This window comes from Enterococcus sp. AZ035 (assembly GCF_050548325.1).
Taxonomy (GTDB): Bacteria; Bacillota; Bacilli; order Lactobacillales; family Enterococcaceae; genus Enterococcus; species Enterococcus faecalis.
Genome location: NZ_CP172958.1, coordinates 1,342,056 through 1,365,194 on the forward strand (window position 1 = coordinate 1,342,056; position 23,139 = coordinate 1,365,194).

20 protein-coding genes, 2 pseudogenes and 1 riboswitch are annotated in these 23,139 nt (G+C 38.0%); of the genes and pseudogenes, 2 read left to right on the plus strand and 20 right to left on the minus strand.

The features are described from left to right. Positions 1–2 precede the first annotated feature (2 nt). Positions 3–162, minus strand: a riboswitch (cobalamin riboswitch). A gap of 205 nt (positions 163–367) precedes the next feature. Continuing rightward, complete coding sequence (plsY, locus tag IGL32_RS06455) at positions 368–997, plus strand: glycerol-3-phosphate 1-O-acyltransferase PlsY (RefSeq protein ID WP_002360243.1); 630 nt, start codon at positions 368–370, stop codon at positions 995–997. Between the two features lie 41 nt (positions 998–1,038). Here plsY and IGL32_RS06460 read toward each other — a convergent pair whose 3' ends face one another. From IGL32_RS06460 to IGL32_RS06515, 12 genes are all read right to left on the minus strand, one after another. Next, positions 1,039–1,914 (minus strand): aldose 1-epimerase family protein, encoded by an 876-nt coding sequence (locus tag IGL32_RS06460; protein ID WP_033626888.1) that lies wholly within the window; start codon positions 1,912–1,914, stop codon positions 1,039–1,041. A 33-nt stretch (positions 1,915–1,947) separates the two neighbouring features. Further along, entirely contained in the window at positions 1,948–2,730 is a 783-nt protein-coding gene (codY, locus tag IGL32_RS06465) for a GTP-sensing pleiotropic transcriptional regulator CodY (RefSeq protein WP_002357492.1), read from the minus strand. Between the two features lie 20 nt (positions 2,731–2,750). Continuing rightward, positions 2,751–4,154: an ATP-dependent protease ATPase subunit HslU gene (hslU, locus tag IGL32_RS06470; protein ID WP_002360239.1), complete on the minus strand. Its 1,404-nt coding sequence runs from the start codon at positions 4,152–4,154 to the stop codon at positions 2,751–2,753. A 14-nt stretch (positions 4,155–4,168) separates the two neighbouring features. After that, positions 4,169–4,717 (minus strand): HslVU peptidase proteolytic subunit, encoded by a 549-nt coding sequence (hslV, locus tag IGL32_RS06475; RefSeq protein ID WP_002357489.1) that lies wholly within the window; start codon positions 4,715–4,717, stop codon positions 4,169–4,171. Between the two features lie 28 nt (positions 4,718–4,745). After that, the gene (gene xerC / locus IGL32_RS06480) at positions 4,746–5,645 is read right to left on the minus strand and encodes a tyrosine recombinase XerC (RefSeq protein WP_002357488.1); all 900 of its coding nucleotides are present in this window, start codon (positions 5,643–5,645) and stop codon (positions 4,746–4,748) included. A gap of 211 nt (positions 5,646–5,856) precedes the next feature. Beyond that, complete coding sequence (trmFO, locus tag IGL32_RS06485; RefSeq protein WP_002357486.1) at positions 5,857–7,164, minus strand: FADH(2)-oxidizing methylenetetrahydrofolate--tRNA-(uracil(54)-C(5))-methyltransferase TrmFO; 1,308 nt, start codon at positions 7,162–7,164, stop codon at positions 5,857–5,859. A 107-nt stretch (positions 7,165–7,271) separates the two neighbouring features. After that, complete coding sequence (topA, locus tag IGL32_RS06490; protein ID WP_002357484.1) at positions 7,272–9,350, minus strand: type I DNA topoisomerase; 2,079 nt, start codon at positions 9,348–9,350, stop codon at positions 7,272–7,274. A 184-nt stretch (positions 9,351–9,534) separates the two neighbouring features. Further along, entirely contained in the window at positions 9,535–10,188 is a 654-nt protein-coding gene (locus IGL32_RS06495; RefSeq protein ID WP_002361865.1) for a CPBP family intramembrane glutamic endopeptidase, read from the minus strand. Between the two features lie 90 nt (positions 10,189–10,278). After that, the gene (dprA, locus tag IGL32_RS06500; protein WP_002382350.1) at positions 10,279–11,142 is read right to left on the minus strand and encodes a DNA-processing protein DprA; all 864 of its coding nucleotides are present in this window, start codon (positions 11,140–11,142) and stop codon (positions 10,279–10,281) included. Positions 11,143–11,202: 60 nt separating this feature from the next. Then, positions 11,203–11,970 carry a ribonuclease HII gene (locus IGL32_RS06505; RefSeq protein ID WP_002357481.1) on the minus strand — a complete coding sequence of 256 codons (768 nt, stop codon included), beginning with the start codon at positions 11,968–11,970 and terminating at the stop codon, positions 11,203–11,205. Between the two features lies 1 nt (position 11,971). Then, positions 11,972–12,823, minus strand: coding sequence for a ribosome biogenesis GTPase YlqF (ylqF, locus tag IGL32_RS06510; protein WP_002357480.1), 852 nt, complete (start codon positions 12,821–12,823; stop codon positions 11,972–11,974). Positions 12,824–13,098: 275 nt separating this feature from the next. Beyond that, positions 13,099–14,040: a 2-dehydropantoate 2-reductase gene (locus tag IGL32_RS06515; protein ID WP_002371106.1), complete on the minus strand. Its 942-nt coding sequence runs from the start codon at positions 14,038–14,040 to the stop codon at positions 13,099–13,101. Between the two features lie 176 nt (positions 14,041–14,216). Between IGL32_RS06515 and IGL32_RS06520 the strand changes: the two genes are divergently transcribed. After that, the gene (locus IGL32_RS06520; RefSeq protein WP_430600120.1) at positions 14,217–15,107 is read left to right on the plus strand and encodes a LysR family transcriptional regulator; all 891 of its coding nucleotides are present in this window, start codon (positions 14,217–14,219) and stop codon (positions 15,105–15,107) included. Positions 15,108–15,115: 8 nt separating this feature from the next. On the opposite strand, the gene IGL32_RS06525 is transcribed toward IGL32_RS06520, so the two are convergent. The 8 genes and pseudogenes from IGL32_RS06525 to ptb form a co-directional block, all read right to left on the minus strand. Beyond that, complete coding sequence (locus IGL32_RS06525) at positions 15,116–16,168, minus strand: PTS sugar transporter subunit IIC (protein WP_002384478.1); 1,053 nt, start codon at positions 16,166–16,168, stop codon at positions 15,116–15,118. Between the two features lie 143 nt (positions 16,169–16,311). After that, positions 16,312–17,247 (minus strand): annotated as a pseudogene (locus tag IGL32_RS06530) (dihydrolipoamide acetyltransferase family protein); the annotation flags it as partial. Between the two features lie 192 nt (positions 17,248–17,439). Then, a pseudogene (locus IGL32_RS06535) lies at positions 17,440–17,610 on the minus strand (biotin/lipoyl-containing protein); the annotation flags it as partial. 23 nt (positions 17,611–17,633) lie between these two features. After that, entirely contained in the window at positions 17,634–18,620 is a 987-nt protein-coding gene (locus IGL32_RS06540; protein ID WP_156210030.1) for an alpha-ketoacid dehydrogenase subunit beta, read from the minus strand. A 21-nt stretch (positions 18,621–18,641) separates the two neighbouring features. Next, the gene (locus tag IGL32_RS06545) at positions 18,642–19,634 is read right to left on the minus strand and encodes a thiamine pyrophosphate-dependent dehydrogenase E1 component subunit alpha (protein ID WP_002379474.1); all 993 of its coding nucleotides are present in this window, start codon (positions 19,632–19,634) and stop codon (positions 18,642–18,644) included. Positions 19,635–19,644: 10 nt separating this feature from the next. Further along, complete coding sequence (lpdA, locus tag IGL32_RS06550) at positions 19,645–21,054, minus strand: dihydrolipoyl dehydrogenase (protein ID WP_033591475.1); 1,410 nt, start codon at positions 21,052–21,054, stop codon at positions 19,645–19,647. Positions 21,055–21,059: 5 nt separating this feature from the next. Further along, positions 21,060–22,142, minus strand: coding sequence for a butyrate kinase (buk, locus tag IGL32_RS06555; RefSeq protein WP_002364005.1), 1,083 nt, complete (start codon positions 22,140–22,142; stop codon positions 21,060–21,062). 18 nt (positions 22,143–22,160) lie between these two features. Next, complete coding sequence (gene ptb, locus IGL32_RS06560; protein WP_002357471.1) at positions 22,161–22,982, minus strand: branched-chain phosphotransacylase; 822 nt, start codon at positions 22,980–22,982, stop codon at positions 22,161–22,163. Between the last annotated feature and the right edge of the window lie 157 nt (positions 22,983–23,139).

Sequence of the window (23,139 nt, forward strand, 5' to 3'; positions counted from 1 at the left end):
AGAATGATTAGACTTATCAAGCCGGTATCCTGACTTAGCTTCTTCTTACTCCCAATCCTTCCAGAATAATCTGTGGTCTTATTGGTTTCATCCACCATACAGTAGGTAGGTCTGTAGAGGATTCGCACCTCTTTCCCTGACACTTCATAAGTACATATATATTGTATCTTCGTTGATAACTAATTTTCAAACCAGTGATTAGACGTCTTTGTCTAATGACACACATTTATTATAACGGTTATCAACCATTTGTCAACGCTTCCTCAAGTAAAAGAAAAACTTTTCTTGTTTTAGTTATTAGACGTTGTTCCGTTTTTCTATTCATGATAAAATAAATCCTAGTTTGAATAAGAAAGAGGTTAACTTGATGAAAATCGTCATTTTGTTACTTGTTGCCTATTTATTAGGTTCGATTCCCTCAGGTGTTTGGATTGGCAAACTTTTCTTTAAAAAAGATATACGCCAATTTGGGAGTGGGAATACAGGAACAACCAATACATTTCGTGTCTTAGGGAAACCTGCCGGAATTACGGTATTATTAATGGATATCTTGAAAGGAACGTTAGCCACTTCATTACCCTATTTGTTTGGTTTACAAGGCGTGAATCCGCTCTTCTTTGGGGTAGCAGCTGTTTTAGGGCATACCTTCCCTATTTTTGCCAATTTCAAAGGTGGTAAAGCCGTAGCCACTAGCGCTGGCATGTTATTAGCATACAGCCCCACATTTTTTATTTATTCTGCTCTTATTTTTGTGATTTGTCTGTATCTAACCAGTATGGTGAGTTTAACAAGTATGATTAGCGCTGTACTAATTACACTTTCTACTATTATTTTGCCTTTCACTGTCCCAGCTATTTTACCAACATTTAACTGGTTATTAACCGTGATTGCGATTGCTTTGACTACTTTTATCTTTGTCCGTCATCGTGAAAACATTCAGCGAATTAAAAATGGAACAGAAAGTCGCCTTTCTTTTGGCTTACGTGCAAAAAAATAAAGAAAAAGGCTGTGAACAAATAATGTTCACAGCCTTTTTCTTTATTTTACACTAATCTTATACTGTGTTTTAAATAGTTCGTTAGCTGGTAACTTATTGATGCCAAATTTTTCAGCGAGTTGGCCAGTTGCGTCGACAGCATCAGCAATCCCGCACCAAGGTTCGATACAGACAAAAGGCGCTTCTTTCGGTGTCGGTGACCAAATCCCCACAAAAGGCATTTCTGGATAACTCAAAGTGACTTGATGGTCACTTTCGTCTGTGGCAATCGTAATTGCTGTTTGACCTTTTGTTTCAAAAATCATTGCATCATTTTCAAATAATTGATGCGTTAAGTCAAAGCTGGTATTCGTTTGGGCTAGTGTTTTATTCGCTAAATCAATAAATGGGCCTGCTAAGGGAATTTGTGTCCGTGATTTTTTAGGTGAAAAACTTAGATAATAATCTTCAAACGTTAGTGAAGATTCTAAAGGTACATTAAAGGCTGGATGACCACCAATCCCAAAATACATCTCTTCTTTCCCTGTGTTTTCTACTTGGTAGTTTACAGTCAATTCTTGGTGTTCTAATGTATAAGTAATCACTAGTTCAAAATCAAAAGGATACTTCTTCTTGGTTTCTTTTGTTGATTTTAGTGAAAAAGAAACTTCTTCTCCACCTTTTTCAATCACATCAAATACTTGATCACGAGCAAAACCATGTTGAGTTAAATGATACGCTTGATTTTGGTACATATACGTATCTTCTTTTAGACGACCAACAATCGGAAAAAGTACGGGCGCATGGCGGGCCCAAAATTCAGGATTTCCTTGCCAAATATATTCAATGCCGGTTTCTTTTGATTGTAAACTTACTAATTCTGCTCCTTCTTCAGCAAATGTTGCGATTAGAAATTCATTTTCAATTTGTACAGTCATTGCGTTGTCCTCCTAGTTGATACGAGCAATTGCTTATTTTTCCAACTCTTTAATAAATTGTTGATTTAATACTTTTAAATAAGTCCCTTTCATACCAAGAGAACGTGATTCAATAATTCCAGCTGATTCTAATTTTCTTAAGGCATTCACAATTACGGAACGAGTAATGCCTATTTCATCTGCAATACTTGAAGCAGTTAAACGACCTTCTTCGCCATCTAAGGCTTCAAAAATGGCATGGACGGCTTTTAATTCACTATAGGAAAGAGTGTTGATGGCCATTTGCACGGCAGTCGCACTGCGAACTTCTGCTTCAATTGTTCTGGATTGATGATACAAAATTTGCATGCCGACAACGGTCGCACTATATTCAGCTAACACTAAATCATCCTCGTTAAAGGATTTTTCAACACGCGCTAAAATAATCGTACCCAAGCGTTTGCCAGCACCGTACAAAGGCACAATAGTGGTTAACCCAAACGGATACAGCTCTCGTGATTCAAAAGGAAATGCAGTTAAATCACTATCTATTGGAATATTGGCTTCGGTTACTTTGAGCATATCCACGGCCTCGGTGTATCCTTGAGGAAATTTTTTCTCTTTAAACATATTTTTGATACGGGCATTATTAACATCTAATTTTTCAGTATACCCCAACAAATCCCCTGAACTGCTAATAATATACGCATTACTTTCTAAAATATCCCCTAAAATCATTGCCATTTTGTTGTACGGAAGTTCTGCTTGTACGTCAAACAGATTGTTTTTTTGCAAAAGCTCGTTCACTTGACGTGTTTTTTCTAATAATGTAGCCATCTTTTCTCCTCCAGCCTTTTTTATAAGATGTAACGACTTAAATCTTCATTTTGAACAATGTCATTCAATTTTTCATTGACATATGCTTCGGTAATCGTAATTTCACCCATTTGCATATCTGGTGCTTCATATAATAAATCTTCTAATAAACGTTCTAAAATTGTGTGTAAACGACGCGCCCCAATATTATCTGTATCACGGTTTACATCATAAGCGATGTGTGCTAACCGTTCAATTGCTTCTTTTGTAAAGATGACTGAAACATTTTCTGTGCCAATTAATGCTACATATTGTTTAATTAAAGCATTGTTTGGCTCAGTTAAGATACTTACGAAGTCATCCGCCGTTAAATCATCTAATTCAACTCGAATTGGGAAGCGGCCTTGTAATTCTGGAATCAAGTCACTTGGTTTTGACAAGTGGAAAGCACCTGAAGCGATAAATAAAATGTGATCCGTTTGTAAAGGACCATACTTCGTGTTAACTTGAGAGCCTTCAACAATCGGCAAAATGTCTCTTTGTACTCCTTCACGAGAGACTTCGCCCGAATTTTGTTGACTTTTAGAGGTGATTTTATCAATCTCATCGATAAAAATAATTCCGCTTGATTCAGCTAAACGAATCGCTTCACTATGGATATCAGCGTCATTGACAATTTTTGCTGATTCTTCTTTCACTAATAATTCTTGTGCTTCTTTCACCGTTACAGTACGTTCGATTTTTTTCTTTGGTGACAGAGCGCCTAACGTTTCATTTAAGTCGATACCCATTTGTTCTAGGCCATTGTTCATAGCTGGCATCGTTTTCTTCGGTTCTTCAATTTCAATTGTTACTTCACGATTATCTAATAGACCTTTTTCCAGCTGTTCCAAAATTGTTCGGCGATTCGTTCGAATATCTTCCGTTACTTCTTCTTGTGCTTCTTGCTGTTGCTGAGCCATGTTAAACATGTTCATCATTTGTTCAAATTGATTACCGCCAGCCTGTTTTTGTTCTTTTTTAATTCCAGGCACTAATACTTTGACTAAACGTTGATTGGCCTTTTTTAACGCTTGCGCATACACGCGACTGTATTGTTGTTTTTCAACAATTTGGATCGCATTTTCTACTAAATCCCGAACCATTGATTCGACATCCCGACCGACATAGCCTACTTCTGTAAATTTGGTTGCTTCAACTTTTACAAAAGGCGCATTGACAATTTTTGCGAGACGACGAGCAATCTCAGTTTTACCAACACCTGTTGGTCCAATCATTAGTAAGTTTTTAGGCGTAATATCTTGTTGCATATTTTCTTCTAATTGCAAGCGACGATAGCGGTTACGTAAAGCTACCGCCACTGATTTTTTGGCAGCTTGCTGTCCAACAATATATTGATCTAGTTCTTTGACTATTTCTTTTGGTGTTTTGTTTAATTCATTCATGGATTTTCCCTCGCTTATAATTCTTCTACAATGATATTATGATTCGTAAATACACAGATATCTGCAGCAATATTTAAGGCATTTTTAGCAATCTCTTTCGCTGGCATTTCTTTATCGCCAAAGTTTTTCATGGCTCTTGCAGCGGACAAAGCAAAATTACCGCCTGAACCAATTGCTAAAATACCATCGTCTGGTGTGATGACTTCCCCAGTTCCTGAAACTAAGAGCATTTCTTCCTTATTCATCACAATCAGCATAGCTTCTAATTTTTGCATAGACTGTTGTGTACGCCACTCTTGGGCTAACTCAACCGCAGCTCTCGTTAAGTTTCCGTTGTATTCATTTAATTTTCCTTCAAACTTTTCTTCTAATGTAAAGGCATCTGCCACACTTCCTGCAAAACCGACAACGACTTCATCATTGTAAATACGGCGCACTTTTTTGGCCGTACCTTTCATAACGACAGATTCGCCCATTGTTACTTGGCCGTCACCAGCCATTGCAAATTTTCCATCTTTTTCGACTGCACAAATTGTTGTAGAGTGAAATTGTGATTCAACCATTATTGTTCCTCCTAGACGTTTACCTCCATTATGCACGAGGATGAAACGTTCGATAATTTTTTTGTAAACTTTCTTTTGTCACATGCGCATATATCTGAGTTGTGGATAAATTAGCATGTCCTAATAATTCTTGAACTGTCCGCATATCGGCGCCATTATTTAATAAGTGTGTCGCAAATGTATGGCGTAACATGTGGGGATGAATTTCCGCATTTAATGAACTTTTTTTAATTAGTTGGTTTAAGACATATTCAATCCCTGTTGGCGTGATTTGTTCACCATGATGATTAACAAAGACATACGGATGTTTTTTTTGATATTTTGTCATTAATAGCGCGCGGCCATTCTCTAAGTAATCCTTTAAGGCGTCTTGTGCAAATGAACCAAAAGGCACATAGCGATCTTTATTTCCTTTTCCATGAACCAATAAAACAGAAGCTTGAAAGTCAACTGCGTCCACCGTTAAGTTCGCACATTCACTGACCCGAATACCAGTGCCATACAGAACTTCTAGCAACGCTTGATTTCTCAAATCAAGCGGTTGCTCCCCTTGTGCGCTCTCAAATAATGCATCCATTTCTTTTTCATAAAAAAAACGGGGTAACCGTAACTGTTTCTTTTTCATATGAACATAGGAAAAAGGATTTTCTTGGATTGCTTCATTTTTTAATAAGAATTGATAAAAAGAACGCAAACTGGCAATTTTTCGACTAATCGAATTACGGCTATATTCCTGATCGTACAATTCGCTCAAATAAGCCCGAACATCCAAATGTTCCACAGTCAAATAATTGTCATTACCTGAAGTCTTTAAAAACGAAAAAAAATGTTGTATATCTTCTTGATATGCTTTTTTTGTTTTTTCTGAATAGCCTCTTTCGACAATAAGATAACGAGCAAATAACTCAGGCCAATTCTTTTCTTCCATGTGATAGCCCTCCTCATTCGATTACAAAGTAACTTTAGCATAACCTTTTTCAAAAGACAATTAAGTTGTCAGAATTTAATCAATATTTCTAAATATGTTCACAATTTTAACTATTCTTTAGCTTTTGTTATTTTTTTCTAAAAATTAAAAGACTGAGTATCATCGCATTTCTTAGCAATGATGCTCGGTCTTTTCTCATATTTTTTCTAATTTAGTCTAAAGATTGGATAACTTGAGCTTGGACATCTAAGGCCCGATTAGCAATTGCTTCATAGCGTTCTTTTTTGTCACGAATTCGTTCAGGTAACTCTGGGAAAAGCCCAAAGTTTGCATTCATTGGTTGGAAATGTTTGCCTTCTGCATGTGTAATATAATAAGCCATACTTCCTAAAGTCGTTTCGCGAGGGAATTCAATCGGCTCTTCCCCTTTGGCAAGACGAGCTGCGTTAATACCTGCGAGTAAACCACTTGCCGCGCTTTCAACATATCCTTCAACACCAGTCATTTGTCCAGCAAAAAACAGATCGTCACGTTTTTTTGATTGGTAGGTTGGTTTTAGCAACTCTGGAGAATTCATAAAACTATTACGGTGCATTACGCCATAGCGAACAAATTCAGCATTTTCTAATCCCGGAATCATACGGAATACTCGTTTTTGTTCACCCCATTTTAAATGCGTTTGGAAACCAACAATATTGTATAAAGAAGCTGCAGCATTGTCTTGACGTAATTGAATTACAGCATAAGGGCGTTTACCTGTTTTAGGGTCTTCTAGTCCGACAGGTTTCATTGGGCCAAACAACATGGTTTTAATGCCACGTTGCGCCATTACTTCGATGGGCATACAGCCTTCGAAAAACTTCTCTTTTTCAAACGTCCGTAAAGGAACCACTTCTGCATTGACTAGTGCTTCATGAAAAGCATTGAACTCTTCTTCAGTCATCGGACAGTTTAAGTAAGCCGCTTCTCCCTTGTTATAACGAGATTTTAAATAAACTTTATCCATGTCAATTGTTGATTTATCAATAATTGGTGCTGCTGCATCGTAAAAATAAAAGCCTTCAGAACCATTAAATTCTTGAATTTTTTGAGATAAGCTTTCAGAGGTTAAGGGCCCCGTTGCAATAATTACAATCCCTTCCGGAATATCGGTGATCTCTTCATTTTTGATTGTAATTAATGGATGACTTTTAATTTTTTCAGTGATTGTTTCAGAAAAAGAATCACGGTCAACTGCTAAGGCGCCACCAGCTGGTACAGCGGTTTGATCTGCACTACCAATAATGATTGAATTTAAACGGCGCATTTCTTCTTTCAAAACACCTACCGCATTGGTTAAACTATTTCCACGTAATGAATTAGAACAAACTAACTCTGCAAAATTTTCTGTTTGATGCGCTGGTGTCTTTTTGACAGGGCGCATTTCATATAAATCAACTGGTACCCCAGCATTGGCCACTTGCCATGCCGCTTCACTTCCGGCTAAACCGGCACCAATAATTGTGACTTTTTTTGTCATGTATAAAATTTCCTTTCTATGTCAAGAAGTTAAGAGCTGTCTCTTACAAACTCAATTCATTTTACTAAAAGAGAAGACCGAAGTAAATTCTTCGGTCTCAATTTTTCTTATTTTTGGACGTTTTCTTCATAATCGCCATTGATACAAACGACTTGTTTGCCGCCTTTAACTTTTTTCTCTACTAAATATTGCCCACATTTTGGACATGGTCGGCCTACTGGTTTGTCCCAAGAAGTGAAGTCACACTCTGGGTACCGACTACAGCCATAGAAAATCCGATTTTTCTTTGATTTGCGTTCGATAACTTGTCCTTCGTGACACACAGGACACGTCACGCCAATTTCTTTAACGATCGCTTTTGTATTCCGACAATCTGGGAAATTACTACATGCATAAAATTTTCCGTAGCGACCCAGTTTAATCACCATTGGATGTCCACATAGTTCGCAGTCAAAGCCTGCTGGTTCATCTTTAATTTGGATTTTTTCAATCTTTTCTTCGGCATTTGTTAATTCTTTTTCGAAGGGCTTGTAGAAGCGATCGACAACTTCAACCCATTTTTCTTGGCCTTCACCGACTTTATCTAGGTCCGTTTCCATTGTCGCTGTAAAATGTGTATCGACAATTTGTGGGAAAAACTCTGAAACTAGAGAATTCACAATTTCACCTAATTCCGTTGGTTCAAACCGTTTATTGGTTAGCTTCACGTAATAACGCCGTTGAATGGTTTCTAATGTTGGCGCATACGTTGATGGTCGGCCCACACCATTTTCTTCTAAAGTCCGGATTAACGTGGCTTCACTAAAACGAGCCGGTGGTTGAGTAAAGTGTTGTTTCGGTTCGATATCGACCGATTTAACAACGTCACCTTCCACTAATTCAGGTAAAATATTTTCCTTGTCTTCTTTACCATCATCGCGTCCTTCAACATATACTTGCATAAACCCTTTAAATTTCACTTTGGAGCCATTGGCAATAAACGTTACGCCGTTTTGTTGAAGCGTGACCTTCATGGTATCTAAAATCGCTGGTGTCATTTGACTAGCTACAAAGCGCGACCAAATAAGAGTATATAATTTTAATTGATCTTTATCTAAATACTTCTTCATTTCATCGGGTGTTCTTAAAACGCTTGACGGACGAACCGCTTCATGGGCATCTTGTGCACCTTGCGTATTTTTTGCTTTGCGGCCGCCATGTGCTGAGAACTCATCTCCGTAGGTCTTTTCAATGAATTCAGCAGCTTCTGCTTTGGCGGAATCAGCAATTCTGGTTGAGTCTGTACGCATGTAGGTAATCAGCCCCACAGTGCCTTGTTTCCCTAAAGCAATTCCCTCATACAATTGTTGCGCAACCATCATGGTTTTACGGGTACGGAAATTTAATTTACGTGCCGCTTCTTGTTGTAAACTACTGGTTGTAAAAGGTAATGCAGGATTACGTTTCCGTTCTTTTTTCTCAACTTTTGTAACATCGTAATCTTTACCGTCAATCCGAGAAGTGATTTCTTTCACCGCTTCTGCATTTGGTAATTTTTTCTTTTTACCATCTACGCCCCAGAAATTTGCTTTGAATTTCTTGCGACCTTTTTGGAAATTCCCATCAATGCTCCAATATTCTTCAGGTTTAAATTCTCGAATTTCATTTTCTCGATCAATAATCATTTTTAAAGCAACAGATTGCACACGACCAGCACTCAAACCTTTTTTGACTTTACGCCATAAAATAGGACTAATCGAATATCCAACTAAACGGTCTAAAATGCGCCGTGCTTGTTGTGCATCAACTAAATCAACGTTGATGGTTCTAGGTTCTTTAAATGCCGCTTTTACCGCTTCTTTAGTGATCTCATTGAATACCACACGGTTTTTATCTTTTAAATCAAGGCCAAGAAGATAAGCTAAATGCCAAGCAATTGCTTCACCTTCTCGGTCCGGATCGGCTGCGAGATAGACTTTTTCAGCTTTTTTTGCAGCCGCTTTTAAACTTTTGATGACATCGCCTTTTCCGCGAATCGAAATATAATGAGGTTCATAATTATTTTCAATATCAATCCCCATTTTACTTTTTGGTAAATCGCGAATGTGACCAACACTGGCAACCACCTTGTAGTTTCTTCCTAGATATTTTTCAATTGTTTTGGCTTTGGCAGGTGATTCTACAATCACGAGATACTTATAGGCCATTCAATTAGCTCCTTTCGCGTTCGCTTTCCTACTATATAATATATGTAAAAAACGCACAAATCGTAATACATCATATGCTATATAGAATAGGTTTGTCAAGACTAGGCTTTCTAACATTTCTGTCATTTCTGTTTGACTGTCCGAATTTATAAATAAAAAATGCCTATGATTTATAGATTTTATCCTAAAGCATTAAAATACCTATAACATTCCAAACAAAATGAGTCAAGACAGCAGCTTCAAAGCGACCCGTGCGTAGATAGACCCAACTTAAAGCTAAACCCATGCCCCAATAAATAACAAAACTACCTATATCTGTCGGCGTGTGCACAAGTGCAAATAAAATAGAAGAAACGAGTATGCCTATTTTTGAAGCTGGCTTGAAAAACGCTTGAATCCCGACACGAAAAATTCCCTCTTCGAAAATTGGCCCAATCATACCTGCAAAAATAAGTATAAGCCCTTTAGGAATGGCTTGAACAATTTCTTCAACACTTTGTTGGTTAGAGGTCGTCTCTAATCCTTCCAGACGTAATAAGAAATCACCAAATATTCCCACACAAAAGATTATCACCAAACCTAACAAGACCACTGGCAAGGTTTCTTTGATTCCTAAAAAAGTCCAAGTTATGAGCTTTTTCTTTTTCAAAAAAGCAACAAATAGATAGACGAAATAGGCACCAAGTCCAACAGCCACTAATCCACTAACAAAGCGAAACCAAAAATTTTCTGTAGAAAATTGAACAACTGAGACCATCATCAAAGGAATTTGATCCAAAATCAAAAAGCCCAGTAGCTGCATACCAAACAACCATCTTTTTCTAACAACCGTTTCCATTTAGACACTCCTAACTACCAACCAAAAGATTAAAATCTGATTAAATAGTACCGAAGTGAACGTAGGTTGTCAATTCACAATTAGTAAAAGTCACAATTCTTCACAAATATCATCAATTGTCTGAACACATTTAGCGCCGTCCTGAATTAATTCATGGCAGCCTGTTGAAAAAGACTGGAAAATACTTCCCGGTACGGCAAATACCTCGCGCCCGTAATCCATCGCCGCTTGTGCAGTAATTAAAGATCCACTATTCTTACGAGCTTCCATCACGCAGACCCCTAAAGATAATCCAGCAATAATGCGATTACGTGCAGGAAAATGATATTTTTTCGGCCCACTCCCATTCACATATTCTGTTAAAACAAGCTGATTCTGCTTCATAGTTTGCTGTAATTCTTTCTTTTCATACGGATAATATACATCTAATCCAGTGCCTAAAATTCCAATTGTCTGACCCCCGTTCTGGATGGCCATCTCATGGCTACGACTATCAATGCCTTTGGCAAGACCACTGACGATTGTGAATCCTTCTTTGACTATTTTAGGAACCAGAGCTTCAGTCACTCTTAACCCATACGAAGTGGCATAGCGAGCGCCGACGATGCCAATTTTCCTTCTACTTAACAATTGTAAATTTCCTCTATAAAAAAGAATTGCTGGTGGATTATAAATTTCTCGTAATAATTTAGGATAGACGGCATCTAAAATTGTCATAAATTGGTGTTGGCATTGTCGTATATATAACGCTTCACTATGAATCGTATGGTGTAACCAAGATTGTTCAAATAATTCACGATATTTCTTGATTTCAGCAATTCTAATAATTTCTGTACTGGAAAAATCAACACGCTTTTGTGCGATAGCTTCTTGTAACACTTTTAAGATACCTAAATTGCCAATTCCTTGGCATACCGCTAATTTAAATAATAATTGTCGTTGTAAAATTTCCAACAAAAAACACCTCTTTCACATCTTCTTAAAATAAGAATACGTAAAAAAAGTGTTTTATTTTTAAATCATATCTTTTATTGGCGCAAACGTACGTCGATGAATGGGTGTTACACCGTATTTTTCTAACCCGAGAAGATGTTCTTTTGTTCCATAGCCTGCATTGTTTTTAAATCCATATCCAGGATATAATTCATCATATTCTTCCATTAATCGATCTCTTGTTACTTTTGCAATAATACTGGCTGCTGCAATCGAAATGGAGCGTGCATCCCCTTTAATCAAACTTTCTTGTGGTTGGGGAACGTCTAACTGCATTGCATCAATTAATAAATAATCTGGTGCAAAAGCTAAATCGTCAATTGCCATTTTCATCGCTTGTTTAGTTGCTTGATAAATATTAATTTGATCAATGACTCCTTGATCAGCGATACCTAACCCGATAGCGACAGCCTGTTCTTGAATCTGGTTATATAACGTTTCCCGTTTTTTAGCAGATAGTTTTTTTGAATCATTTAAGCCTAATAATTGACAATCTTTCGGTAAAATAACTGCAGCTGTCACAACAGGGCCAGCTAATGGTCCGCGGCCTACTTCATCAATTCCTGCAATTAAACGATGGCCTTTTTTATAGGCCGCTTCCTCAAATTGACTCATTTCTTTAAAAAGTTGCCACTCTTTTTCTTTGGCTAACTGGCGACGTTCCCATTGTTTGATCGCTTGTTGCACTCCTGAACGTTCATCTTCTCGCCAGCTTGCTAATCGTTCATCGGTTGCATCAGTGACAGTTAACAACGCTTCTTTGATTGCCTGAATCGACTCTTTTGCCATGTTATTCGTCTCCTAGTTCTTCCCAGCGGTCCAAAGTATACGTACCTAATTTTCCACTGCGAATTTCTAAAATAATCATTTCGCTGGCTCGATTATAATCATCTCTAAAACCACGTTTTTGGCTAATTAACATCAATTGTTCTGGGGCAGGTAAAAATAGCTCTTCCTCTGTTAAACCATATCGTTCCGTCAAACGTTGCGGATAAAAACGTGCAAAAAATTCTAATCCATAAATCGCCAAATCATCTAGATGCAATAATTGATCTTTTATAGCGCCAGTTAAAGCTAATTTTTTTCCAATTTCTTCATCTTCAAATTTTGGCCAGAGAATCCCTGGTGTATCCAGTAATTCCAATTGGGAACCAGAGCGTAACCATTGTTGTCCTTTTGTCACGCCTGGCTTGTTCCCAGTTTGCGCAATTTTTTTTCCGACTAAACGATTCATTAAGGTTGACTTACCAACGTTGGGAATCCCAATACACATGGCGCGAATCGCACGCGGTTTCAAGCCTTTCGCCTGTTCACGAGCCAATTTTTCTTTTAACGCTTCCTTGGCTGCTGGCACAATTTTATTGATTCCTTTATTTTGTTGGGCATTGATGACTAGGGTTTGGTATCCTTTCTTTTGAAAGTAATGTTGCCATTTTTTATTTTGGTCGTTATCTGCTAAGTCCCCTTTATTTAAAAGGACTAATCGTGGTTTTTGTTGGACAATTTGGTCCATCATTGGGTTACGGGAAGAAAGCGGTAACCGCGCATCAACTAGTTCAAATACAATATCGACATATTTGATTTTTTCAGAAACTTCTCTTCTTGCTTTGGCCATATGGCCGGGAAACCATTGAATGGTCATAATCTGTTCAAATCCCTTCTTTAACACATTGTTTCTTTGATTCAATTCTTCAACGAGTCCTGTGTTCCGCGTAGATTCTTGCGAAAAAACACCTTCTCTAGTTTAACATATTTTTCACGGATTTGATTTATTTTCTGTAGTGTTCTTTAAAAAACAAAAAAGCTGAGCCAAACTCACTTTGGATTTTGTCTCAGCCTTGTACACTGGCAAAGTATAGAAAGAAGTAGGTCAAGCTCTTCTCAAGACCGACTCAAGAATATTTCTGTTTTTACTTGTTATTTAGCATGAAGTAAATTTTCTTTACAATGAATTAACTCTGTTAAAAACTGACAGTACGGTGTAGCAATCCCATAGACTTTCCCTTTGCGAACAATTGCTCCATTGATATAATCAATTTCGGTTAAACGATGATTGGTTATTAAGTCCTGATACATCGATGGATGGTGCAAACCAATTGTTTCTCGATTATAACACGAGCGGATTTGTTGAAGAACTGCTTGTTTATCTAACGTAACTTGTTCCACTTCAGCGACTGCTAAAAATTCATTAACTATTTGTTGAACAATTTGATCTGCTTGCTCTGTTTCGCCAAAGTCTGCCATATTACAATCCAACAAAGTACATAAACCATTCATTGTTCCATTCACACAGGCCTTCTTATAAATGGATGATAAAATATTCTCAGAATAACGTGCATTTAAGCCAGCGTTATTTAATACCTTAATGACTGCTTCTGCTGCTTGTTCACTTTGCGCTCCTAAATTTTGTAAATCAATCGAACCATTGCCAAATAATTTTACTTTGCCAGGTCCTTCTAACCCAGCGGTCCACATTGTGTTTCCTAATAAAATATTTTCGTATGGCACGTATTTTTTGATAATATCTTCGTGCCCAATTCCATTTAACAAGCATAAAACTTTCGTATTTTTATTAAGGAAATGTTCTAATGCTTCAAGCATTCCTGCCAGTTGCATTGCTTTTGTAAATAGGATAACTAAGTCTGCTGTAAAATCGATGCTTGCTACTTCTGTCTGAGGATAAATAGGAATTTTAGCGGTCATCACTTCGCCATTAAAATCAGCAACTAACCCGTTTTTTCTTATTGCTTCAATATGTTCTGGCCAACCATCAACAAAAATAACGTCATTTCCTGCTTGATGTAACATTAGTCCAAAGCGACTGCCCATAGCGCCAGCACCTGCGATAATAATCTTCATTTCTTTTCCTCCGTTCAATTTTTTATTTTTAGGTAAAAATCTGCTAAGAAAATCTCTATCTCTTACTTTTATAGCAATAAAAAGGCAAAACATATGTTATATTATAAGTGATCTATTTGTTATTTTTTATCCAAGCGCATTTATGTAAGCGCTTTTAAAAAGGAAGGGAGTTTCTGATGAATATTCAGCTTTTAAAGTACTTCATTGAAATTGTTAATACCCGCAGTTTATCGGCGGCCGCTCGCAATTTATTTGTCACCCAACCAACACTTTCTTTAGCATTGAAAAAAATGGAATCTGAGTTAGGCACAGCGTTGTTTGATCATTCTGATCAACCGTTTCAATTAACCGATACAGGTGTTTATTTATATGAACATGGCCAAGAAGTTGTTTTTCAATTCGATCAATTGGTAACAGATATTCGTGAAATGAACCAGAAACCAGTTAAAAAGCAATTGCATTTAGGCTTAACTACTTTATTTGCTGTACAATTTATGAAAGAAATTTCACGATTTTTAACAACCCATCCACATGTGAATTTAATATTACAGCAAGATGGCTCGCCAAAATTACAAACGATGTTAGCAAATAAAGAAATTGATATGGGACTAATTTCTTTCCCAAATACCTTACCTGAAATTATTCATATTGAACCTTTAGAAACGACTACCAAAGGCTACCATGTTTATGTCGTAGTACCAGAATCAAATCCTCTCTCCCAATATGAAAAATTAACTTTTAAAGATTTGAAAGATCAACGATTTTCATCGTTAAGTGATAATTTTATGATTGGTCGCCTACTACTAGATCGGACTCGGAGCTTCGGTTATGAGCCGAATATCATTTTGCATAACGATGATTTACAAGTACTTCTTTATAGTTTACAAAAAAATAATTCGATTTGTTTGCTGCCGATTGAATATTATGAAGTGGGAAAAAGTCAGGGACTGAAATGGATTCCTTTAAAAGATAAGTTTGACTATTTCCCCATCGGCATTGCTTTGCGCCGCGATTTTAGTATGACAGAAGATGTTAGAGATTTTATCCAAATCATTAAAGAAAATTAATGGATAATCTAGCCTTGATAAGCAAAGACGACTTTACTATCATAAAGTTTCAACACTTTTTCAAATAAGAATTTTGAGAATAAACCCGCAACAATTGGAACAACAAACCAAGAAAAGAGTAAGGGTAAGATCCCTAAGCCCGCATCCAACGAAGCAAGTGGCCCCACGAGTCCAACCAAGCCAAATCCAGCCGATTGTGGGGTTCCTGAAATGTTGAATAGAACCACAGGAATTGCTGAAATAGTCGCTGTAAATAAACAAGGAATTAAAATAATTGGGTATTTAAATAAGTTAGGCATCATCATTTTCATGCCGCCCAAAGAGACAGCCAGTGTCACTCCTGATTGGTTGACATTCCAAGAATTAATCACAAGAACAACAGTTGTAGCTGCAATTCCCATTGCAGCAGCACCTGCAGACAAGCCATTCAACTGAATCGCCAAACCGATTGCCACAGTAGTGATTGGTGAAATAATCAGTGCAGCAAATGAACAAGCAATTAAAATACTCATGATAATTGGCTGGAAATCAGTAAAATTGTTAATCACTTTACCAATGGCGACCGTGATCTGTGTCACATATGGGTAAATCAACATGCCAAACAAGCCTGCACCTACTCCAACAACGATCGGTAAAGCAATGATTTCCACTGAACCGAATTTTTTATCGATGACTAATAAAAGTAAGACTGCAACAGAAGCGGTAATCATAATATTAATGATGTCACCAGTGCCTGCACCAATAAAGCCTTTCACTTCTGAATTAAATTTAATCACGCCAGAGCCAGCAAATGCTGCACCGCCAGCAATCATCATTTTTTGTGGCGTTAAGCCAAATTGAAAAGCAATCAGTCCACCAATAATTAAAGGGGTGGCTAGTTGGAAAATTTGCGCCGCATGAATAATCATTTCGATAATCTTGTATTCTGCAAAATATTTTAAAATGGCTCCTAATACAGCATTGGGAATTAAGGCGATAATGGTGCCGGAAGCTGTTCCAGCTAACACTTTGTTAAAAAATATTCTTGGGGTTAATTGAGCATCCAGTTTATCAGTGGGCATTTTCAACACTCCTATTGATTATTTTTGTTTTTTTAGAACAAGTTTGAGAATGATTGAACTTTCTATTAGATAAAGAGCGGCCTCAAAGAAGAGCGCTTATTTCTTTGAGGCGCTTTTTATTTAACTAAAGCAAGGAACGATTTTTAATATACATCCGTATCCGCATTATATTTCGCTAAATTATCTTTAACATCTCGCAAGAACTTACCTGCTTGTTGTCCATCTAAAATTCGATGATCAATAGAAAGACATAAATTAACCATATCTGCCACTTTAAAGCCTCCATCTGCGGTTGGCACAAGGCGTTTATTAATTGACTCTACTTGTAATATCGCAGCTTGTGGATGGTTAATAATTCCCATCGATTGGACGGAACCTAGTGTTCCAGTATTATTAAGAGTAAAGGTCCCTCCTTGCATTTCTTTGCTTGCTAGCGTTCCTTGTCGGACTTCTTGTGCCAAGCGATTGATTTCTTTAGCTAGCCCTGCAATCGAATAGTTATCCGCTTGTTGAATCACTGGCACGTAAAGATGCTCGTCTGTCGTTACAGCTATGGATAAATTAACATCTTTATGATAAATAATTGAGCCATCATCCCAAGATGTATTGATTTTTGGATTTTTCTTTAACGCTTGAATGACTGCTTTGGCAAAAAATGGGAAGAAGCTTAGAGACAGGCCTTCTTGTTGTTTAAATTCATCTTTTAATGAATTTCTAAGTTGGACTAAGTTGGTCACATCCGCTTCCACCATTAACCAAGCGTGAGGGATTTCGTTGACACTTTGGACCATTTTTTTAGCAATTGCTTTACGTACAGGATCTGCAGAGACAATTTTATCTGTGGTTGTTTCAGTTGGACTAGCTGTTGCGGCGCTTTCATTTTGCGAAGCAACTGGCTCCTCTGAAATTGAAGGGCTAGTTCCTGGACTCACTGTTTTCTCAGGCGTTCTTGCCTGTGTTGGTGTAAAGTTTGTAACATCTTTTCTAGTAATTCGACCATCACGACCTGTCCCTGTAACTTGTGTTAAATCAATCTTTTTTTCTTGGGCAATTTTAAGGACTGCTGGGGAATAACGACCATTATTTTTTTGATGGGACGTCGCAGTGCTTGTTGTTTCAACCGTTTCATGTTCTTGTGCTTGTTCCGCACTTGCTTCTTTCACTGGTGCTAAAGTAGCTTCTTCTGTTTTTTCGGTTGTTTCTTCTGTCTCTAACGTCATCACCGCTGTTCCGATGGGCACATCTGTATCTAGAGAAATCAGAAATTCTTTTACTACACCATCAAAATCTGATGGGACTTCCGTGGTGACTTTATCAGAAACGACTTCCATTAAGGGATCATAACGTTTCACTGAATCTCCTGGTTTAACTAACCATTGGACAATGGCTGCCTCTGTGACACTTTCGCCTAGATGAGGCATTTTGATTTCTTTTGTGGCCATTTATTTTTTCCTCCTTGCTTCAATTAAAATTCTGCTAATTCTTTCATTGCTGCTAATACTTGCTCTTCATTGATTAAAAATTCTCTTTCTAAAGGTAATGCATAAGGCATGCTTGGACAATCAGGTCCTGCAAGTCGTTGAATCGGTGCATCTAAATCAAAGAGACCATCTTCTGAAATCATTGCCGCAATTTCACTCATCACGCTGCCTTCTTTATTGTCTTCTGTTACGAGTAAAACCTTCCCTGTTTTCTTAGCTGCAGCTACTAATGTTTCGCGATCTAAAGGATATAATGAGCGAACATCGACGATTTCGGCATCAATTCCTTCAGCGGCTAGTTTTTCCGCCGCAGCTAAAGCTAATTGCAAGGTCATGCCGTAACTAATCACGGTTAAATCACTACCCGTTCTAACGACATTGGCTTTGTCAATTGGTACGATATAATCATCTGCAGGCACTTCATCTTTTAGTAAACGATATAAACGCTTATGTTCGTAAAAAATGACTGGATCATCGGAACGAATCGCTGCTTTAATCATCCCTTTTGCATCATAAGGATTAGAGGGGGTCACCACTCTTAATCCTGGTTGTCCACAAAAAACTTTTTCTGTAGACTGAGAATGATACAGCCCACCACGAACACCGCCGCCATAAGGGGTCCGATAAACGATTGGCGCAGTCCAATCGCCTTTTGTTCTATAGCGCATTGTCCGAGCCTCTGATAACAATTGATTGGTTGCAGGCAAAATGTAATCCGCAAATTGAAATTCACCAATTGCGCGATAGCCCATTAAACCTAAGCCGACAGCTAAACCACCAATTAAGCCTTCTGTTAACGGTGTATTAAAACAACGCTCGTCACCGTATTTAGCAGCCAAGCCCTTTGTTACACCGAACACGCCGCCTTTGTCGCCGCCGACATCTTCTCCAAAAATAACTACTTTTTCATCACGAGCCATTTCTTCAGAAATTCCTAAGTTAATTGCTTCTAAATAAGTCATCTCAGCCATTATATTTCTTCTCCTCTTCTCTTATTTTGCATACACTTCTTCTAAAATTGATGTCGGTACAGGATCTGGCATTGCTTCTGCTTCATCCGTTGCTTGATTGATTTCTGTACGAATTTCTTCATCAATTTTGGCAATGTCTTCGTCTGTTAAATAGCCCTCTTCTAATAATTGTTTTTCAAAAAGCTTCACTGCATCATTCTTTTTCATCTCTTCAATTTCTTCTTTTGAACGATAAACAGATTGATCATCGTCAGCGGAATGAGAAGTCAAGCGAGAAACCATTAATTCAATCAATTTTGGTCCTTTTTTCCCGCGAGCCGCTTTTACTGCTTCTTTAAATGCTAGATAGACTTCAGTAAAATCACTACCATCAACGGTTACACCTTCAAAGCCATAAGCTTTCGCGCGATCGGCCATTCGTTTATTGGCATACTGTTCTTCAATTGGGACAGAAATCGCATATTCATTATTTTCAACAACAAAAATGACTGGTAATTTTTTTACGCCTGCAAAGTTCATAGCTTCTTGGACTTCTCCTTGATTGGCAGAGCCTTCCCCAGTGGTGGTCAATGCAACAAAATCAGCTTTTTGAAGTTGCGCTGCATAACCAACACCTGTTGCTAATGGCATTTGTGTACTTACTGTTGAAGAGAAGGAAACAATATTATGCTCTTTTGAACCATAATGATTCGGCATTTGACGACCATGGGAAGAAGGATCCGCTTCTTTTCCAAAAGAACCCATTAAAATATCTTTGGAGGTCATGCCCCAAACCAAGCACGCGGTCATATCACGATAATACGGTAAAAAATAATCTTTTTGAGGATTAAAAGCCATCGCCATCGCTACTTGTGCAACTTCTGCCCCTTGACCAGAAATATTGAAAGAGGTCTTACCAATCCTTGTTAATTGCCACAACCGTTCGTCTAAACGACGTCCTCGTAGTACTTGACGATATGCCTGAATCAATTCTTCTTTTGATAAACCCGATTTTTTAAGCGTTTTCATTTTCATCAACCTTTCTCTATTTGTGAATCGCTAAGCCATAAGTATCTAAGGCTGCTTCTTGCAATACTTCTGTCATTGTTGGATGCGCATGGATTGCTTCACCAATTTCAATGGGCGCGGCATCTAAATACATGGCAGTACTTGCTTCGGCAATTAAATCCGTGACATGTGGCCCAATCATAGAAACCCCTAATAAATCATCGGTCTTCTTGTCACGAATTACTTCTATAAAGCCATCTGTTTCTCCATAAACAAGTGATTTACCATTACCATTAAAATTGAAGGTGCCAATCACTACTTCTTTATCTGCTGGTAAAGTTTCTCTAGTATAGCCGACACTTGCTATTTCAGGATTTGTATAAACACCTCGAGGCACGTTTGTATAATTTAAAGGTTCAACTGTCTCGCCTAAAAGATGCTGAACAGCTAACTCTCCTTCTTTCATAGCCACATGTGCTAGTTGGAGTGTATCGATACAATCACCGATCGCATAAATATGTCCTTCTGTGGTTTGATAAAATTCATTTACTTCAATGCCTTTGTCAGTATATTTCACTGAGGTATTCTGTAACCCTAACTTATTGATATTGGGTTGACGCCCAATTGCTACCATGACTTTGTCAACAGCGAGGCTTTCTTGTCCTGCAACTTCTATTTGAACCTTCTGCCCGGTAACTTTCGCTTCTTGGACTTTGCTACCTAATAAAATGTTAATTCCTCGTTGCTCTAAACGTTTCTTTAATTCTTTAGAAATTGTTGCACTCTCATTTATAAGTAACCGATCCAAAAATTCAATGATAGTTACGGTGACACCTAAACTATTTAATAAAGAAGCCCACTCGACACCAATAACGCCACCACCAATAATTGCAATTGATTCTGGTAGCTCTTCTAATTCAAGCATCCCATCAGAAGATAAGATAAATTCTTCATCCAGTGGCAAATTAGGTAACGTTTTAGGACTAGAACCTGTCGCAATAATGACATTTTTAGGAACGATAATTTCTTCTTCCCGTGTTGGATCATTAAACGTAACTGCCACTGCGCCAGAGACTGGTGAAAAAATAGAGGGACCTAAAATCGCACCTTCGCCTGCTAAAATTTTGATTTTATTTTTTTTGCATAAGCCTTCAACACCTTTGTGTAACTGCTCAATAATTCCTTCTTTCCGTTGTTGTATTTTAGAAAAATCAATGGACGCTGCCTCTGTTTCAATCCCAAAAGAAGCCGCTTGTTTTAAGGTATCAAAAACCTCTGCGCTTCTTAATAAAGCTTTTGTAGGGATACAGCCTTTGTGCAAACAAGTGCCACCTAATTTGTATTTTTCAACAATTGTGACGTTTAGCCCTTTTTGTGCAGCTCGAATTGCTGCTACATAGCCTCCTGTTCCGCCACCTAAAATCAGTAAATCTGTTTGTTCCGCCATTTTGATCACTCCTGCTCAATTTTTGCTTCACTATAATTTAAAGCTTGTTCTTCCCCTGTTAATACTCGATTGACGCCTTCATATAAAGCAGCCATCTCCATTTCACCTGGGTAAACCTTAATTGGTGCAATCCAAGTGATTTTTTGACTAATTTCTTGAACAACGGTTTGCGAGTAGGCTGCGCCCCCTGTTAAAATAATTGCATCAATTGTGCCTTCAAGAACTACGGCCATCTCGCCAATACTTTTTGCGATTTGGTAACACATTCCTTTTAAATAGTAATTTGCTGTTTGATCACCTGCAGCTATTTGTGCTTGGATATGCCGTAAATCTGTTTCACCTAGGTATGATTTAAGACCGCTATTCCCCGCAATTAGCTTTTTCACTTGGCTAATCGTCAACTCCTGTTCAAGTATCCATTGCGCAAATTCAACGAGCGGTAAGGCGCCACTGCGTTCTGGCGTATAAGGACCTTCACCATCAAGCCCATTTACCACATCCACCATGCGGCCTTTTTGATGCGCCCCCAAGCTAATGCCCCCACCTAAATGAACAACGATAAAATTGCTTTGCTCATATGTTTTCCCTAAATCCTCAGCGATTTTTCGAGCGACCGCTTTTTGATTTAAGGCGTGACCAACGCTACGCCGCTGAATGCCTTTTAATCCAGAAATCCTGGCTAATGGCTGTAGCTCATCTACAACAACAGGATCGACAATAAAGGCTGGCACGTGATATTTTTCTGCAAACTCATTAGCTAAAATCGCCCCTAAATTTGAAGCATGGGTATTAAAGCGTTCTGTCCGCAAGTCTTCTAGCATTTGTTGGTCGACAAGATACGTACCGCCAGGAATAGGCTTAAGCAAACCACCACGCCCCACGACAGCGGCTAATTGTGTGATGTTATGTGTTTCTAAAAATTCCGCGATCATTTGTTTTCGAAATGGTGTTTGACTGACAACATTTTCAAAAGGTGCCAATTCTTGGACGCTATGTCTAAGCGTTTCTTCTGCCAAGCAATCATGATTAGCAAAAAGCGCTAACTTCGTGGAGGTCGAGCCAGGATTAATAACCAATACTGTTTCCATTTTTTTCTGCTCCTTTTTTTAAACTTGTCTCATGGCAAATCTTAATGAATGGAATTTGCTTTCTGTTGAATCGCTTCTAGATGTTAAAACGACTGGGACTTTTGTGCCAACAATCGTTCCTCCCACTTTGGCGTGCCCAAACAAGGTTAATGATTTGTATAAACAATTTCCAACATCAATAGTTGGGACCACTAAAATATCTGCATCCCCCATGATAGGACCGCTGTAACGTTTATGCGCAACCGCTTCTTCAGAGGTCGCTAAATCAAGCGAAAGTGGCCCAAAAACCGTAGCCTCTTGTTGACCATTAAAATGTGCCGTGACTTCTTTTGCTAAAACAGACGAAGGCATTTTAGGATTGAAATTTTCCGCTGCGCTTAACAAAGCAATTTTCGGGTGATGCAATCCCAATTTTTGGGCGACTTCTTTAGCATTTTCAACAATTTCAATGAGGGTCGCTTGAGTGGGAGCGATATTCATCGCACAATCGGTTAACAAGAAGGTTTTTCCTGCAGGCAGCTCCACCATTGCTACATGGGAAAGAATCGGTTTATTTTTTAATTGATGCTCACTTTTCAACATTTCTTTTAGTAATGTGTGGGTCTGAATAATTCCTTTCAATAAAATTTGTGCTTGACCGGTTGCAACTAAACTGACAGCTTCCTGTGCTACCGCGGCCTCATCTGAGCAATGAACATATTTCCAGAGATTTTCAGTATCAAGATTTTCATTTGTATCAAATACAATAAACTGCAACGGTTGCTCGGCTTCTTTTAGTGCTTTTTTAACTAGCTGTAAAATCTCTGGTTGTGAACCTCCTGCAATTGAAACAGTGATCATTTTCTCACCTCATTTTTTCTTCTTTACACTTTAAATCTACCTTAGTATGTAAACGCATACAAATTGTTAATTTTTATGTCCTCATTAATATTTTTTATAGAGAAGGAAAAGCTTAGTAAATCAAGCTTTTCTTTCTCTAAACAATTGTTATCTAATT

Bases quoted from the DNA above. Each gene is read 5' to 3' on its own strand.
- plsY (WP_002360243.1), top strand. From the start codon at position 368: ATGAAAATCGTCATTTTGTTACTTGTTGCCTATTTATTAGGTTCGATT.
- IGL32_RS06460 (WP_033626888.1), bottom strand. From the start codon at position 1,914: ATGACTGTACAAATTGAAAATGAATTTCTAATCGCAACATTTGCTGAA.
- codY (WP_002357492.1), bottom strand. From the start codon at position 2,730: ATGGCTACATTATTAGAAAAAACACGTCAAGTGAACGAGCTTTTGCAA.
- hslU (WP_002360239.1), bottom strand. From the start codon at position 4,154: ATGAATGAATTAAACAAAACACCAAAAGAAATAGTCAAAGAACTAGAT.
- hslV (WP_002357489.1), bottom strand. From the start codon at position 4,717: ATGGTTGAATCACAATTTCACTCTACAACAATTTGTGCAGTCGAAAAA.
- xerC (WP_002357488.1), bottom strand. From the start codon at position 5,645: ATGGAAGAAAAGAATTGGCCTGAGTTATTTGCTCGTTATCTTATTGTC.
- trmFO (WP_002357486.1), bottom strand. From the start codon at position 7,164: ATGACAAAAAAAGTCACAATTATTGGTGCCGGTTTAGCCGGAAGTGAA.
- topA (WP_002357484.1), bottom strand. From the start codon at position 9,350: ATGGCCTATAAGTATCTCGTGATTGTAGAATCACCTGCCAAAGCCAAA.
- IGL32_RS06495 (WP_002361865.1), bottom strand. From the start codon at position 10,188: ATGGAAACGGTTGTTAGAAAAAGATGGTTGTTTGGTATGCAGCTACTG.
- IGL32_RS06505 (WP_002357481.1), bottom strand. From the start codon at position 11,970: ATGGCAAAAGAGTCGATTCAGGCAATCAAAGAAGCGTTGTTAACTGTC.
- ylqF (WP_002357480.1), bottom strand. From the start codon at position 12,823: ATGACCATTCAATGGTTTCCCGGCCATATGGCCAAAGCAAGAAGAGAA.
- IGL32_RS06515 (WP_002371106.1), bottom strand. From the start codon at position 14,040: ATGAAGATTATTATCGCAGGTGCTGGCGCTATGGGCAGTCGCTTTGGA.
- IGL32_RS06520 (WP_430600120.1), top strand. From the start codon at position 14,217: ATGAATATTCAGCTTTTAAAGTACTTCATTGAAATTGTTAATACCCGC.
- IGL32_RS06525 (WP_002384478.1), bottom strand. From the start codon at position 16,168: ATGCCCACTGATAAACTGGATGCTCAATTAACCCCAAGAATATTTTTT.
- IGL32_RS06540 (WP_156210030.1), bottom strand. From the start codon at position 18,620: ATGGCTGAGATGACTTATTTAGAAGCAATTAACTTAGGAATTTCTGAA.
- IGL32_RS06545 (WP_002379474.1), bottom strand. From the start codon at position 19,634: ATGAAAATGAAAACGCTTAAAAAATCGGGTTTATCAAAAGAAGAATTG.
- lpdA (WP_033591475.1), bottom strand. From the start codon at position 21,054: ATGGCGGAACAAACAGATTTACTGATTTTAGGTGGCGGAACAGGAGGC.
- buk (WP_002364005.1), bottom strand. From the start codon at position 22,142: ATGGAAACAGTATTGGTTATTAATCCTGGCTCGACCTCCACGAAGTTA.
- ptb (WP_002357471.1), bottom strand. From the start codon at position 22,982: ATGATCACTGTTTCAATTGCAGGAGGTTCACAACCAGAGATTTTACAG.